Source organism: Nocardia sp. NPDC023852 (assembly GCF_040639505.1).
Lineage (GTDB): Bacteria > Actinomycetota > Actinomycetes > Mycobacteriales > Mycobacteriaceae > Nocardia.
On sequence record NZ_JBFAAB010000004.1, the window covers coordinates 140,175 to 156,266 of the forward strand.

General features: G+C 69.4%; 4 protein-coding genes. All 4 read right to left on the bottom strand.

Annotation, left to right across the window (positions count from 1 at the left end; all coding sequences use genetic code 11):
* Positions 1-93: 93 nt before the first annotated feature.
* From AB0H00_RS10125 to AB0H00_RS10140, 4 genes are read right to left on the bottom strand one after another with little or no spacing between them, the layout of a single operon-like run.
* Positions 94-912 (bottom strand): ABC transporter permease, encoded by an 819-nt coding sequence (locus tag AB0H00_RS10125; RefSeq protein WP_357263843.1) that lies wholly within the window; start codon positions 910-912, stop codon positions 94-96.
* The gene (locus AB0H00_RS10130) at positions 912-1,730 is read right to left on the bottom strand and encodes an ABC transporter permease (RefSeq protein WP_357263846.1); all 819 of its coding nucleotides are present in this window, start codon (positions 1,728-1,730) and stop codon (positions 912-914) included. Before AB0H00_RS10130 ends, AB0H00_RS10125 begins: the two co-directional genes overlap by 1 nt.
* The gene (locus tag AB0H00_RS10135; RefSeq protein WP_357263849.1) at positions 1,727-2,713 is read right to left on the bottom strand and encodes an ATP-binding cassette domain-containing protein; all 987 of its coding nucleotides are present in this window, start codon (positions 2,711-2,713) and stop codon (positions 1,727-1,729) included. Before AB0H00_RS10135 ends, AB0H00_RS10130 begins: the two co-directional genes overlap by 4 nt.
* Positions 2,710-15,996: an amino acid adenylation domain-containing protein gene (locus AB0H00_RS10140; RefSeq protein ID WP_357263852.1), complete on the bottom strand. Its 13,287-nt coding sequence runs from the start codon at positions 15,994-15,996 to the stop codon at positions 2,710-2,712. The genes AB0H00_RS10135 and AB0H00_RS10140 overlap by 4 nt, the downstream gene beginning before the upstream one ends.
* Between the last annotated feature and the right edge of the window lie 96 nt (positions 15,997-16,092).

Below are 16,092 nucleotides of genomic sequence, written 5' to 3' on the forward strand. Positions count from 1 at the left end.
TCGGTGGCCCCTGTCACCGCTGACGGAAGTAACGGGTGCTCGCGGTCGGGTGGGCTTTCGCCGGGAGTCCGCTGTGAGCCGGGAAATGCCTGTTCACTGCCTGCTGGCGCGGCGATACCCGATGGTCGCCGGAATGGCGAAGAGGATGATCGCGCCGAAGGACCAGGCGAAGGTGAGTGTCAGGAGATGGGCTAAGGGTCCGCCTTGGGTGAGGGCCCGCATGGTGTCGACGGCCACCGACAGCGGTTGGTTGCGCACCACCGGCTGGATCCAGCTCGGGTAGGCGAACAGCGGGACGAAGCCGGTGCTGAAGAACATCATCAGGGAGGTGAGGATGGCGATCCCTTCCACCAGCGTCGCCTTCGCCGTGAACACGGCGACCGCGGTGACGATGGTGGCGAAGGCCAAACCGAAGATGATCGGAATGAACAGGAAGACGATCGTCGCCATGACGCCCTGGTGGAAGCGGAACCCGAGCAGGTAGCCGACCAGGACGATGGCGATGGTGCCTGCGAAGATCCGGCAGCCCTCGGCGAGGATTCGTGAGGCAAGGCCGGAGGCGCGGTGCACCGGCAAGACCCAGAAGCGAGCGAGCAGACCCGCATCGCGCTCCCGGCCGAGCAAGACGCCACCGGCGACCGCACCGGACAGCGCACCGACGATGGTGACCATCGGCACCGAGCCGTAGAGCGCGCTTTCGCCGGTGAACTTCTTGATCTGGTTGCCGACCACGGTATTCAGCATGATCAGCAGCAGGCAAGGGACGATCAGCGTCTCCAACAAGGTGACCGGGGTGCGGGCCCAGCGCAGCAGAAGACGCTGCGTCTGGATCAGAGTGTGCCGCACCAGCGCCGACACCGACACCTCCGAGCCGGTGTGGGACCCCTCCGTGCGATCGGCGAGCAGCGCCATCACGCCCTCCTCGAGTTCAACCGGATGGACAGCGGGACGCAGAGAGCCAAAGTGCCGATCGCCCAGGCCAGCGGCGGACCCATCAGCGACCAGGTCACCTGCCCCGCGTTCGGCATGGTGTCACCGGCAAGCGCCCGTAACGCGATGACATACTGCGAGACCGGCTGGTTGCGCACGAACGACTGCACCCAGTCCGGAAACTGTTGCGCCGGCGCGAGCCCTGTCGAGAGCATGCCCAAGATCAACGGCGGTAACACCAGTGCCTGCGTGGTCGCCTCCGGGCTGCGCGACGCCGTCCCGATCACGTCCGCGCCCAAGGTCAGCACGATCCCGATGAGCAAGGAGAACAGCAGGAAGCCGATCGTGTGCGCGGTGTCGAGGTAGAAGCGGAAACCGATGATCTGCCCACAGATCAACGCGGTAATGAGCGCGACAACCAGACGGAAGACGTTGCCGGACATACGCGCGGCGACCGGGACGAGCGGGCCGACCGGCATGGAGCCGAACCGCCGGTTGAGCCCGGCGACGGAATCGGTGGCGGCGCGGAAGGCCGCCGAAACGGCGGTGAACGCGGCGGCCTGCATAATCACGATGGGCATCATGAACTGCGCGTAGCTGCTGAACCCGGTACCGGAGAAAGTCATCACGGTCTTCAGCGGGATGTAGAAACTGGCGGTGAACGCGACCGGCGCCAGCACGGAGGCGAGCACTTCGCCGGTCCGCACGGATGGCATGATCAGCCTTGTGGTGAGCACCCACCACTGCTGCGTGCGCATCGGCGCGGCGCGGACCTGGGTGAGCCAGGTCGCGGCCGTCATGACACGACCTCCGGCTCCCCGATGGTCTCCACCGTCGCAAGGTGCCCGGTCAGCTGGAGGAATACGTCGTCGAGCGAGGGTCTGCGCAGCGCGATGTCGACGAGCTCGACTCCTGCGCTGTCGAGTCTGCGCAGCGCTTCGGCGAGTGTTTTGGCGCCGTCCGGCGCCGGGATGGCGATCCGATCGGCATCGGCGGTCAGCGCGGCCCGATTCTCCTGCGGCAGCAGCGAGCCCAGCGCCGCCGCGATCGCGGGCAGATCCTTCAGATTCAGCGGCACCACCTCGCAGTAACTGCCGCCGGTCCGCGACTTCAGCTCGTCAGCGGTGCCCTGCGCGATCACCACACCGTGGTCGATGACGATGATCCGGTCGCTGAGCGCGTCGGCCTCCTCCAGGTACTGGCTGGTGAGCAGGGTCGTGATGCCGGCCTTCTTGAAGCCGGCGACCAAATCCCAGACCCCCTGCCTGCTGCGCGGATCCAGCCCGGTGGTGGGTTCGTCCAGGAACACCACGTCCGGCCGGACGACGAGCCCGCATGCGATGTCGATGCGCCTGCGCATGCCGCCGGAGTAGGTGCCGACCCGGCGGCCCGCCGCGTCTTCGAGATCGAACTCGCCGATCAGCTCGTCGGCGCGGGCGCGGGCGGCCCGTTTGCGCAGGCCCATCAGCCTGCCGAACATCACGAGGTTCTCGTAACCGCTGAGCACGTCGTCCAGCGCCGCGTATTGGCCGGTCAGCATGATGCTGCGGCGCACCGCCGCCGGGTCGGCGATCACATCGTGCCCGGCGACCAGCGCGCGACCGCGATCCGGCGCTATCAGCGTGGACAGGATGTTCACCGCGGTCGTCTTACCTGCACCGTTCGGTCCGAGGATACCGAGCACCTCGCCCGGTTCCGCCACGAAATCGACGCCGCGCAATGCTTTGACGGCGCCGAACGACTTCTCGATTCCCTCGACGACGACTCCTTGTTCGGAATTCATCCTCGGCCTCCCAGATGTTCGTCGAGTACACGCGCGATGATCGGCAGCGCCTGCGGCGCCGTCAGCTCGTCGTGCGTGACATCGACGTCGTGGTTGATGATCTCGCCGGTCACATACGGCCGCCAGCCGTCGGGACCGAAAATGTCCGAGGTGTCGACGGTCGCGCTGAAATACACGATGTCGCCGTCGAACACCGGGCGTCGATAGCCGGTTCTGGTCCGGGCCGACGCGTTGAACGACCCGGCCATCCGCTCCAGAGTGGTCGCGTCGATCAGTGATACGCCGCCGAGCCGCTCGCGGATCAGATCGGCCGCTTCCTGGGCCGTCGCTTCGGCGGGCACGTCGTGGATGCCGAAGACCGAGCCGAACGCGTTCACGAAGGCGCCGGGGGTGAGCCGTTCGATGCTGTCGCCGTCGATGTCGGTCGTGTCGGCGTCCAGCAGCGCGACGACGCCGACCGTGGCACCCTCCGCTTTCAGCTTGGTCGCCATCGCGTGGGCGATGAGTCCGCCGAACGACCAGCCGAGCAGGTGGTAGGGCCCCTCGGGTTGCAGGGCGCGGATCTCACGCACGTAGCGGTCGGCGAAATCCTCGATCGAGCGCGCGGGTTCGTGGCCGCTGAGGTCCGGCGCTTGCAAACCGTAGATCGGCCTGCCCGGCGCCAGCGCGTCCGCGAATCCCATATAGGTCCACGATATTCCGGCCGACGGATGGACGCAGAACAGCGCAGGCTCGGTGCCGCCGCGCCTGATCGGGAGCACGATGTCCAGTCCTAGCCCGCCGGGCGCGGTGGACACCGGGGTCGTGGCAGCGGCCTCCTCGGCGGCGGCGGTGCGCGCCGCCGCGGTCTGCGTGAAATGAGCTGCCGCGCCGAGCGTCTCGACCCACAGGTCGGCCAGCTCGGCCACCTCATCCTGCGCGAGCAGGGTGGAGGGGAAGCCGAAGCTCGCGCGCAGCCGGTCGCCGATCACCACGGCGTTCACATCGATCGCCGACTGCAAGGGCACGTCGGCATGCTCGGCGACATGCAGATCGCCGAGTTCGTCGGTCGGCAGCCAGCCGAGACCCTCCAGGCCGGCCGGAATGTCACCGGTCGAGTACCTGCCGAGGTAGTTGAAGCCGATGCGGCCCGGCAAAATCGCCGGAAGATGTTGCGCCGCTTCACGATTCAGATAGCGCAGCAGGCCGAATCCGATGCCCTTGTCCGGCACGGCGAGCAGCTGGTGCTTGACCGCGCGGATCGCCGTGCCCATCGCGGGCCCACCGGCGAGCGCATCGTCGACGTCGATGTTCGACAGGTCGAGCCGCACCGGGTAGAGGCTGGTGAACCAGCCGATGGTGCGGGACAGGTCGGCGCCGGGGACCACCTCCTCCTGCCTGCCATGGCCTTCCAGTCGCACCAGTGCCGTCGGTTCGGTGCTGTCGCGCCAGCGCACCAGCGCGAGCGCCAGGGTCGCCAGCAACGCGTCGTTGACGCCGCCCTGGAACAGCCCGGGCAATGTGGTGAGCAACGCGGCGGTGACCTCGGCGGACACCTCCCGTTCCACCATGAGCAGCGTGTCGGTCCGGTCGACCGCGGGATCCAGCTCGCGGGCGCCGATCAGCGGATCGGGTCCGGCGAGCACGTCCCGCCAGTACGCCAGCTCGGACACCCTGTGGTCGGAGAGCGCCTCCTCGGCCAGCGCGTGCGACCAGCGCCGCATCGAAGTTCCGGTCTCGGCGAGAACCGGCAGGTTGCCGGCCGATACCTGAGCCCACACGGCGACCAGATCCGGCACCAGGATGCGCCAGGACACGCCGTCGATCACCAGATGGTGGGCCACCACGATCAACCGTCCCGCCCCGGTCCGCGTACCCGCGTCACCCACCGGGTCGAGCCAAATGAATTGCAGCACGATGCCATTCGCCGGATCGAGCCGGTTTGCCGCGGCGTCCAGCTCGGTCGTCGCGTATTCGCGCAGCTCGATCGGGTCGGCCACATCGAATTCGACACGGTGCACGAGCGCGTCCACGTCGATCGAGCCGGGCGGGCCGACCAGCAGGCGCGAGCCGTCGTCGTCGGTGATCAGCCGGGCCCGCAACATATCGTGCCGATCCACCGCCGCGGTGAGGACCGCGACGATCTGCGACCGTTCGATCCCGACCGGCAGTTCCAGCACCGCGTTCTGGGCGAACCGGTCGTAATTGCCACCGCGCTCCAGCATGTAATGCACGATCGGCGTCAGCGGTAGTTCGCCGACGCCGCCACCGGGCAGTTCATCGAGTGTCACCGCCGTGCCCGCGGCGTCGGCGGCCGCCCCCAGCGCCGCCACCGTGCGGTACTCGAACACCTGCAGCGGAGTACAAGTGATGCCCTGCTGCTTCGCCCGCGACACCAGCTGGATCGCCAGGATGCTGTCGCCGCCGAGCCCGAAGAACGAATCGTCGGTGCCCACCTTCTCCAGGCCGAGCAGCTCGCCGAAGATTTCGGCAAGCACCTGTTCGGTCGGCGTGTCCGGCGCACGGTACTCGGTGCGGTCCACGGTGAATTCCGGTGTGGGTAGCGCCTTCCGGTCGAGCTTGCCGACCGCGGTGAGCGGGATCTCGTCCAGCACGACGAACGCGGACGGCACCATGTAGCCGGGCATGATGTCCGCGGCGAACGCGCGCACCCGCGCGATGTCGAGGTCGACGCCGGGCGTGGGGACCAGGTAGGCGGCCAGTGCGGTCGCCCCGGTGGGGCCGGGCACACCGAGCGTGATCGCGAAGTCCACGCCCTCGGCGCGGCCGAGCACCGCATCGATCTCGCCGAGTTCGATGCGCTGGCCGCGCACCTTGACCTGGAAGTCGGTGCGGCCCAGGTACTCCAGTTCCAGCCCCGACCCGGCGCGGATCCACCGCACCAGATCGCCGGTGCGGTATATCCGTTCGCCCGCCGCGCCGAACGGGTTGGCGTGAAAGCGGGCCGCGGTGAGACCCGGCCGCGCGTGGTAGCCGCGGGCGAGCGCGGGGCCGGCGAGATACAGCTCGCCCGCCACTCCCACCGGGACCGGGCGCAGCCGGTCGTCGAGCACCAGGGTGGCCGCGCCGTGCACCGGCGTGCCGATGGAGACCGGCGTGCCGACCGCCAGCGCGGAGCCCGTCGCCCAGATGGTGAACTCGGTCGGGCCGTACAGGTTGACCATTGTTCGATCCGCGGCCCAGCGTTCGACCAGCTCGGCGCCGACCGCCTCACCGGCCACCGAGAGCACCCGTACGCTCGTCACCTCGTCTGGGTCGAGGGTGGCCAGCGCCGAGGGGGTGATGACCAGGTGCGTCACCTGTTCGGCGTCGATCAGCTCGGCGAGTGCGCCGCCGCCGAACACCTCCGGCGGCGACACCACCGCCGCGCCGCCGGAACCGAACGCCATGATGGCCTCGAACAGCGACGCGTCGAAGCTCGGGGATGCCACCTGGAGCACCCGGGAGTGCTCGTCCAGGCCGAGCGAGGTGCGCTGCGCTGTGACCATGTCGGTGATGCCGCGGTGGGAGACCGAGACACCTTTGGGAGTTCCGGTGGAGCCCGAGGTGTAGATCATCCATGCCGGATTGTCCAGTCGTATGGGTCCGAGCAGTTCGCTCTCGCACGGCGCGCGGTCGCTCGCGGCACCCCAGCGTTCGACGAGGGCAAGGTCGTCGAGCACCAGCCACTCGGTGCTGTCGGGCAGCATCGGCCGGTACCCGGCGAGGGTGAGGCCGACCGTGACACCGGAATCGGTGAGTATGTGGTCGATGCGCTCGACCGGGTGCTTGGGGTCGACCGGAAGGAACGCCGCGCCGGCTTTCGCGGCGGCCCACATGCCGGTGAGCAGCTCCGCCGAGCGCGGAAGACCAAGAGCCACCACGGTTTCCGGGCCAGCTCCTGCTTCGATCAGCACCCGCGCCAGGCGATTGGCATGTGCGTCGATCTCCCGGTAAGTGGTGGTGTTCCCGCCGACCACCAACGCCGGGCGATCCGGATACCGCTGGGCGGTCTCGGCGAGCAGCTGCGGAAGTATTGTCGTCCCTTCGGTTTCGGGACCGCGCACCGGAATCAGTGTCGCGCGTTCGGCGTCGTCGAGGATGTCGATGTCGCAGATGCGCACCTCGGGCTGCGTGAGAACGCCCGCCAGCACCCGCAACCACCGGAACGCGAACGAGGCCACCGAGGCCTCGTCGAACAGGTCGGTCGCGTAGGTCAGCACGGCGTCCATCCCCGCCGGCCCGGACTCGGTAACATGCTCCCGCAATTCGAGGGTCAGATCGAACTGCGAGGCATTGCGGTCGAAATCTTCCACCTCGAAACGCAATCCGGGCAGTTCCAGCACCGGTTCGACGAAGTTCTGCAGGCTCAGTGTCACCTGGAACAGCGGATGGTGCGCCGTCGAGCGGTCGGGGTCGAGTACCTGAACCAGCCGCTCGAACGGGACGTCGGCGTTGGCGAAGGCGTCCAGATCCGCGGATCGGACGGTGTCCAGGAACGCCGCGAATCCGAGACCGAGATCGACGGGGGTGCGCAGCGCCAAGGTGTTGACGAACATGCCGACCAGCTCGTCCAACGCCTCTTCGCCGCGTCCCGCGACCGGCGTGCCGATCAACACGTCGTCGGTGCCGCCGAGCCGAGCGAGCAGCACCGCCAGCGCGGCGTGCACGACCATGAACGGGCTGATGTTCCGTGCGGCGGCGAATTCCACCAGAGCGCTGTGTATTTCGGAGTCGACGGTGAAGCTGAAGTCCGCACTGTGCATGGTCTGCACGGCCGGGCGCGGGCGGTCGGTGGGGAGTTCGATCACATCGGGCGCACCCGCCAGCGTCTCCCGCCAATAGTGAATCTGATGTGCTGCGGTCGATTCCGGGTCCGCTTCGTCGCCGAGCACCTCCCGGTGCCAGAGCGCGAAGTCGGCATACTGCACCGCGAGCGGGACACGCGTGTCGGGCGCACCGGTCGTGCGTTCCGCATACGCGGCAACCAGGTCGGCGGCCAGCGGCGCCATCGACGCGCCGTCGGCGCTGATGTGATGCACCACCAGCACGACGACGTGCACCGGCGTCGGCTGAGGTGCATGGTCCACCGAGTAACCGGAGGAGACCGGCGCGATTCCCGCGGCGGGGCCGGACGAGACGGGTGCGGCTCCGGTAGCGGGAGCCGACGACACCGGTCCGGCACCGGTGAGCGCCTCCGTCGCACTGTGGACCCGGAACAGACCCACCCGCAGCGGCGGTTGGGTGGTGACGTCGAACCCGCTGCCGGCGAGCGCGGTGATCCGCTCGCGCAGCGCGGCGCCGTCCTCGGTATCGAGCACCGGCATGGCGGGCGCGGCCACATCGACGCCGACCACCACTTGGCGCGGCCCCTCGGCGTCGGCGGGATACAGGGTGCGTAGGCTCTCGTGCCGGTCGACCACGTCGGCGAGCGCGGCGCGCATGGCGTCGACGTCCAGCTCGCCGGTGAGCCGCAACGCCACTGCGATGTTGTAGGCGGGCGAGGACGGATCCATGCGGTTGAGCACCCACATGCGCTGCTGCGCGGGGGACAGCGGAACGCGGTCCGGCCGGATCCGCGGCGCGAGCGCGAACCGGCCCGGCGCGTCGACGGTGCCGGGAACCACCCGGGCGGACAGCTGAGCGACGGTCGGTGCGTCGAACAGATCGCGCAGCGCGATCCGCGACCCGAGTCCCGCGTTCACCCGCGCGACCACCTTGGTAGCGGTCAAGGAGTTGCCGCCGAGCTCGAAGAACGACTGATCGACGCTGACCCGCTCACTGCCGAGCACCTCGCCGAACACGGCGGCCACCGCCTCCTCGACCGGCGTGCGCGGCGCGAGATAGGGCCGGTTCGTGTCGGAGAAGTCCGGTACCGGCAGGGCTTTACGGTCCAGCTTGCCGACCGGGGTGAGCGGAATCGAGTCGAGCACGACGAGGTAGCCGGGCACCATGTAGCCGGGCAGCTCGGCGGCAGCCTGCGCACGCAGCCGCTCGACATCCAGCCGCACACCCTCGGCGGGCAGCACGTAGGACACCAGCACGGTGCTCCCAGCCGGACCCGCGCGGCCGATGGTCACCGCGTACTCGATCTCGTCGTCGCGCGACAGCACCGCGTCGATCTCGCCGAGCTCGATGCGCAACCCGCGGATCTTGACCTGGAAGTCGCTGCGGCCCAGGTACTCCAGCTCGAGATCGCCATCGCGGCCGATCACCCAGCGCACCATGTCACCGGTGCGATACATTCGCTCGCCGGGTTCGCCGAACGCGTCGGCGACGAAGCGGCTCGCCGTCATCTCGAATCGGTTGAAGTAGCCGCGCGCGAGTGCGGGACCCGCCAGGTACAGCTCACCGGCCACGCCCACCGGCACCGGGCGCAGCCAGGTGTCGAGCACCATGATGGCCGCGCCGCGGATCGGTCCGCCGATCGTGATCGGCTCGCCCGCGACGAGCTCGCCAGGGCCGGTCGCCCAGATGCTGAACTCGGTGGGGCCGTAGAGGTTCACCATGCGCCTGCCCACCGACCACCGTTCGATCAGCTCCGGCGTGGCGGCTTCACCCGCGACCGACAGCACGCGCAGCTGGTCGAGTTCGGTGGGATCCATGGTGGTCAGCGCCGAGGGCGTGATCACCGCGTGCGTGACCCGTTCGGTGCGCAGCAGGCGTTCGAGTTCCGCGCCGCCGTAGACGTCCGGCGGCGATACGACCAGCCTGCCGCCCGCGCCGTGCGCGGTCAGCAGCTCGAAGACCGACGCGTCGAAGCTGGGCGAGGCCACCTGCAGTGTGCTCGCAGTGTGGTCGAGACCGAGCGTTTCGCGTTGGGCGGTCACGAGATTCGCGACGCCGCGGTGGCTGAGCAGCACGGCCTTCGGCTTGCCGGTCGAGCCGGAGGTGTAGATCAGGTAGGCGGTCTGGTCGATGTCGATGGGCCCGCCACGCTCCTCGTCGGTGATCGGTGCATCGGAGATGGTCAACGCTCGGCGCATGGTGTTGAGGTCGTCGAGCAGCAGCCAGTCGACGGTGCTCGGCAGCGTCTCGCCGGTCGCGGTCACCGTCACACCGATCGGCGCCTTCGAGTCGGTGAGCATGTGCTCGATCCGCTCCACCGGGTAGTTCGGGTCGAGGGGAGCGAACGCGGCGCCGGTCTTGGCCAGCGCCCACACCGCGACCACCGATTCCAGTGATCTGGTGAGCGCGAGCACGACGAACACCTCGCGCCCGACCCCGCGGCGCAGCAGTACCCGCGCGAAGCGGTTGGACCAGGCGTCGAGTTCACGGTAGGACATGGTCAGCTCACCCGCGGTGACCGCGATGGCGTCGCTGTCGATCCGCGCGCCGTCGGTGAGGATCTCGGGCAGCGTGCGCGGCGGCACCGACTGCGGGCCGCGGGCCGGAAGCAGCGCCGCGCGCTCGGCGTCGTCGCAGTATTGCAGCTGGGAGACCAGCGCGCGGGGATTGTCGGCGAGCTGGGTGAGCAGCCGGACGAAGCGATCCAGCAGCGACCGCGCCGCCTCGGGCGCGAGCTGGTCGGCCAGATATTTCACCGTGATCTGCAGCGTGTCCTGGCCGTCGGGGCCGTGCAGGGGAATCACCATGAGGTTCAACGGATACGGCGCCGCGTCGGTGACCTCGACGTCGAGCACCCGCATCCCCGCGATGTCCAATGCCTGCGACAGCGCCTCGCGATCGATCGGATAGGACTCGAAAACGGTGAGGGTGTCGAACAATTCGGCGAGTCCGACCGCCTGGTGGATGGCGGCGAGGCCGACGTGCTGGTGGTCCATCAGCCGCGCCTGCTCGGACTGCAGGCGCGTGAGCAGGTCGACCACCTTCTCCGTCGGGTCGAGCCGGACCCGCACCGGCAGCGTGTTGATGAACAGGCCGATCATCTCCTCGACCCCGGCAAGCTCTGGTGGCCTGCCGGAGACGGTGCCGCCGAACACCACGTCGGTGCGGCCGGTGAGCATCGCGAGCAGCATCGCCCAGGCGGCCTGCACCAGGGTGTTCACCGTGGCGCCCGCTTCGCGGGCAGTGGTTTCCAGCCGGACCACCGTCGCACGGGTCAGATCGGTGGAGACCATGCCGGTTTCGGTCGATTCGATGCCGGCGAGAGTGGGCACCGCTCGGGTCGGCGTGTCCACGCCGGCCAGCGAACTCGTCCACGCCGCGAGTGATTCCGCGTCGTCCCCGGACTGCAGCCAGGTCAGGAACTCGCGGTAGGAGTGCGCGGGCGGCAGCGCGGACGCGTCGCTCTCGGTGACGTAGAGAGTGAGCAGTTCGCGCACGAGCAGCGGCGCCGACCAGCCGTCCAGCACCAGGTGGTGGTTGGTCAGGACGAACCGGTAGGCCTCGGGGCCGGTGCGGATGAGCGTGCAGCGCAGCAGCGGGGGGCGGGTGAGCTCGAATCGGGTGCGGGCGTCGACGGCGATCACTCGCTCGAGTTCGCGACCGCGCTCTTCGTCGGCGAACCCGGTGAGATCCACGTCGTGCCACTGGATCTCGGCGTCGGCGAGGACGAGCTGACGCGGACCGTCCTCGGCCTCCACGAAGGCGACGCGCAAATTTTCGTGCCGCGCCACCAAAGCCTCTGCGGCGCGGCGCAATCGGGCCGAATCGACCGCGCCCACCAGGGTGAGCATGGATTGAACCGTGTAGGTGTCGGCGGTGTCGGAGTCGTAGAGGGCGTGGAAGAGCAGGCCGTACTGCAGCGGCGAGAGCGGCCAGACGTCGGTGAGGTTCGGGTAGTCGCGTTCCCAGGTGTCGACCTGCTCCTGGGTGACCGCCACCAAATCGAAGTCCGAGGGTGTCCGTCCGCCCGACCCCGCGGACCCCGCGTGCGCGGCGATCGCGCCGAGCGCCTGTGTCCAGAGCGCGGCGAGTTCGGCGAGGTCGGCCTCGTCGAGGAGGCGGGAGGCGTAGGCCCAGGTCACGTCGAGACCGGAGTCGGTGAGGACGGCGGTGACGTCCACCACGGCGGCCAACGGCGCGCGATCGTCCTGGGTCGCCACGAAACGTCGCTGCCGCCAGGGCGCAGTGTCGCCGCCGGTGGTCGCGCGGCCGAGGTAGTTGAAGCTGAGCTGCGGTGTCGGCGCGTCCGCGAGCGCCGCCGCGCCTTCGGGGTCGAGGTAGCGCAGCATCCCGAACCCGACGCCCTTGTCCGGCAGGGCCCGCAGCTGTTCCTTGGTGGCCTTGATCGCGGCGCCCGCCGCGGCGCCGCCCCCGAACGCATCGGCGAGATCGATGCCGGCCAGGTCGACGGCGGCGGGATAGAGGCTGGTGAACCAGCCGACTGTGCGTGCGAGGTCGGCGCCCGGCAGGATGGTCTCCGAGCGTCCGTGGCCCTCGAGGTTGAACAGTGTCGACGTCCGCCCGCGCCAGCGGGCCACCGCCATCGCGAGCCCGGCGAGCAGCACATCGTCGGCGCCGCAGTGGAATCGGTCTGGTGCGGTGGTGAGCACGGTGTCCGCGATCTCCGGAGCGATGACGGTTGTCAGGTGCGCCACAGTGGCCACCATGTCGACATCGGGGTCCATCGGCGCCGAGCCGAGCGCGGGGTCGGGTGTGGCGAGAACCCGTTGCCACAATGGCAGTTCCGCGATGCGACCGGCCGCGTGTGCCCGCTGGCCGTGCGCCCAGCGCCGGAACGAGGTGCCGACCGGTGCGAGTACGCCGCCCAGCGCGGCGGTGGCCAGATCCGGCAATAGGATGCGCCAGGAGACGCCGTCGGTCACGAGATGGTGCAGCACCAGCCACAACAGTGGATCGCCGTCCGCGGGCTCGATCAGCACGAAGCGCGCGACCACGCCCGACTCGGGGTCGAGCTGGTCGGCGGCGCGCTGGAACTCGCGTTCACAGGTTTGTTCGGTATCCGCGCCCACGGTGACGACCTCCAGCAGGCCGTCGGCGTCCACCGTGCCCGGCTCGCCGACCACCCAGCTCCAGCCGTCACTGGTACGCCGCAGGGTGGAGCGCAGCACGTCATGCTGGTCGAGCAGCGCCTGAATCGCCGCGACCAGCCGGCCGCGTTCGGTCCGGCCGGGCAGCCCGATCAGCGCCGCCTGGGCGAACCGTCGCCAGGTGTCGCCCTGCTCCAGCATGGCGTGCACGATCGGGGTGAGTTCCACCTCACCTACCCCGCCGCCGGGCAGTTCGTGCACCACCCTGGTCGGCACATCGGTGGCGACCGCGGCCAGCGCGGCGACGGTCTTGCGCTCGAACACGTCCCGTGCGCTGAAGCCGATCCCGGCCGCCTTCGCCCGCGACACCAGCTGGATGGCGACGATGCTGTCCCCGCCGAGCGCGAAGAAGCTCTCGTCGACGCCCACCGACTCCAGCCCGAGCACCTCCGCGAACAGCGCGGCCAGTGTCTCCTCGCGCGGCGTGGACGGCGGCCTGCTCACGATCGTGCGCGTGCCTAGATCCGGGGCAGGCAGGGCTTTGCGGTCCACTTTGCCGAGCGGCGTCAGCGGAACACTGTCCAGCACCATCACCGCCGACGGGACCATGTAGGCGGGAAGCATTTCTCCCGCCGCCGCTTTCAGCGCCTCGGGATGGACCTCGGTCCCCGGCTTCGGCAGGACATAGGACACCAGTGCGGTGGCGCCCGAACCAGTTTCGACGCCGAGCGTGAGCGCGAAATCGATGTCGGGCTGCCGCTGCAGCGCGGCGTCGATCTCGCCCAGCTCGATGCGGAAGCCGCGCACCTTCACCTGGAAGTCACTGCGGCCCTGATACTCCAGTTCGGCGCGGCCGTCCGACTCGACCCAGCGCACCAGATCGCCGGTGCGGTACATGCGCTCACCCGTCGCGTACGGGTTGGCGACGAACCGATCGGCGGTGAGTCCGTTGCGCCGGTGGTAGCCGCGGGCGACGCCGGGGCCCGCGAGGTAGAGCTCACCGGTGGTGCCCGGAGGCAGCGGGCGCAGCCACGGATCCAGGACGATGGCCGATACACCCCGCGTGAGGCCCCCGATGGTGACCGGTGCGCCGGATGTCAGCGGCGCGCTCAAGGTCACGGTCACGGTGGTTTCGGTCGGACCGTAACCGTTCAACAGGGTGCGGCCGGACCACTTGGCGACCAGTTCCGGCGGGCATGCGTCGCCCCCGACGATCACGGTGCGCAGATCGGGCAGGGTGGCCGGTTCCAGTGACCCGACGACGGTCGGAGTGACGTTGAGGTGGGTCACTCCGTGGGCGCGCAGCACCTGCGCCATCTCCTCGCCCGCGTACGCCGAGGGCGGAACGACAACCAGGGTCGCGCCTGCCGCGAGCGTGACGAGGATTTCCTCAACCGAGATATCAAAGCTGGGCGAAACAGCATGGGCGACAACGGAATCGGCGGCAACGCCGAATCCGGCGGCGGAGCCGGCGACCAAATTGGCCAGCCCGCGGTGCGCGACCAGCACGCCCTTGGGCAGCCCCGTCGAGCCGGAGGTGTAGATGATGTACGCGACTTGGTCGGGGTGCACCGCGGTCCGCCGGTCCGCATCGGTGATCGCCGCCGCGTCCTGTTCGGCCACCGCGCGCTCGGTGGTCTCGTCGTCGAGGATCAGCCAGTTCACCCGGTTCGGCAGGGACTTTCGCGCCGCCGCGATCGTGACACCCGCGACAACCCCACTGTCGCCGACCATGTGCTCGATCCGGTCGGCCGGATAGGTCGGGTCGATCGGCACGAACGCCGCGCCGGTCTTGGCCACCGCTAGCATTGCGAGCACCGATCGGACCGAACGCGGAATCGAGATCGCCACGGTGCGCTCGGGTCCGGCGCCGGATGCGATCAGCGCCCTGGCCAGGCGATTGGTGTAGTCGTCGACCTCCCGATAGGTCAGCGCGGCCGCGCCGTCGACAAGTGCGATCGCCTGTGGATCGAGCGCTGCGCCGTCGGCCAGGATGCCAGGCAAGGTCCGCGGCGCGACGCCCGCCGGCCCGCGGGCGGGGGCATAGTCGCTGCGTTCGCCGTCGGAGAGCACCGGCACCGTCGCGAGCGGCGCGTCCGGTCCGGCAGAGAGGAATCGGTGCAGGAACGACAGGAAACGCCGATGCTGTGCCGCCAGTTCGGCGTCGGTGTAGAGATTGCCGTTGGCTTGGAAGTCGATGTGTGTGCTCTCGCCGCCGACACCCGGATACAGATTGACGAACAGGTCGTCGATCGGCCCGGAAGTCAGCACGTGCAGTCGCCCGATGACCGTGCCGAGCTGGATTCTGGTGTCGACCATCATCAGATTGACCGTGGGGCCGAACGACGCGAACTCGTCCATCGGCCAGCCGAGGTCGCGGACGATGTCCTCCTGGCGGTACCGCTGCCGTCGCAGCGCCCCGGTCAGCTCGCCCTGGGCGGCCCGGATCACGTCGCCGACCGTCGTGGTCGGCGCCAAGCGCAGGCGCAGCGGGACGACGTTGGCGATCATGCCGCCGGAATGCCGCAGCGTCGCGGTGGTTCGCGCGGAAACCGGAAGACTCAGCACCACCTCCGGCGCGCCGGTCATCGCGGACAGGTATGCGCCGAAGGCCGCGACTACAGTCGGCGCGACGCCCGAGGACACCTCTTTCGCCACGCTGTCCAGCAGCTCGGCTGTATCGGCGGGCAGCGCGCCCGCGACCCGGTTCGGGTGTGCGTCCACGGCTGCGGCGCGGCCGGCGAGGCTCACCGGGTCGGCCATGCCGTCGAGGTGCTCGAGCCAGTACTCCCGGTCGGCGGCGAACCGATCCGAGCTGCGGTAGGCCAGGTCCGCATCGACGATCTTGCGCAAATCCGACGCTTTCGGCTGCGGCGGTTGTCTGCCCTCGACGGCGGCGTTGTAGAGCTCTCCGGTGCGCTGCACCACCGTCAGTGCGCCCATGCCGTCGAGCACGATGTGGTGCATGCGCGAATACCAGAACCAGTGGTTCGCGCCGATCCGCAGCATCGCGAGCCGCACCAGCCGATCGTGGGTCAGATCCAGCGGCGCCTCGTACTCCGCGCGCATCCACGCGTGCGCGGCGGCCTCCGGGTCCGGCTCGGTGCGGAAGTCGATGGTCTCCAGGCCGTCGTCGAGGGTGGTGTCGACGAACTGGAACGGATGCCCGTCGACCTCGGTCAGGCGCAGGTAGCCGGTGCCGAACTCGCGCCCGGTCTGGCGCGCCGCGCGCGCGAGCAGATCCAGGTTGATCGGTCCGGTCAGCTCGACGTATTGGGCGATCGAGATCGGGGTGTCGCCCGCGATGTGCTGCGCGAACCAGATGCCGCGCTGGGCCGCCGACAGGGCGAAGGCGCCGTCGGGGAGAACTGTGTCGGTTTCGGTCATCGAGAGGGAAGGCTGTTGCATGAGGTGTCCTACGTTCTGACCGCGCTCCAGCTACCCGCGGAAGTGCCCGCCCGTAGCCACCGCGGTAGTGGTAGTACCGGCCGCCGCACAGCATGC

What these genes read in the sequence shown, in the direction of transcription:
- AB0H00_RS10125 (WP_357263843.1), bottom strand. Translation starts at nt 912, where the DNA reads ATGGCGCTGCTCGCCGATCGCACGGAGGGGTCCCACACCGGCTCGGAG.
- AB0H00_RS10130 (WP_357263846.1), bottom strand. Translation starts at nt 1,730, where the DNA reads ATGACGGCCGCGACCTGGCTCACCCAGGTCCGCGCCGCGCCGATGCGC.
- AB0H00_RS10135 (WP_357263849.1), bottom strand. Translation starts at nt 2,713, where the DNA reads ATGAATTCCGAACAAGGAGTCGTCGTCGAGGGAATCGAGAAGTCGTTC.
- AB0H00_RS10140 (WP_357263852.1), bottom strand. Translation starts at nt 15,996, where the DNA reads ATGCAACAGCCTTCCCTCTCGATGACCGAAACCGACACAGTTCTCCCC.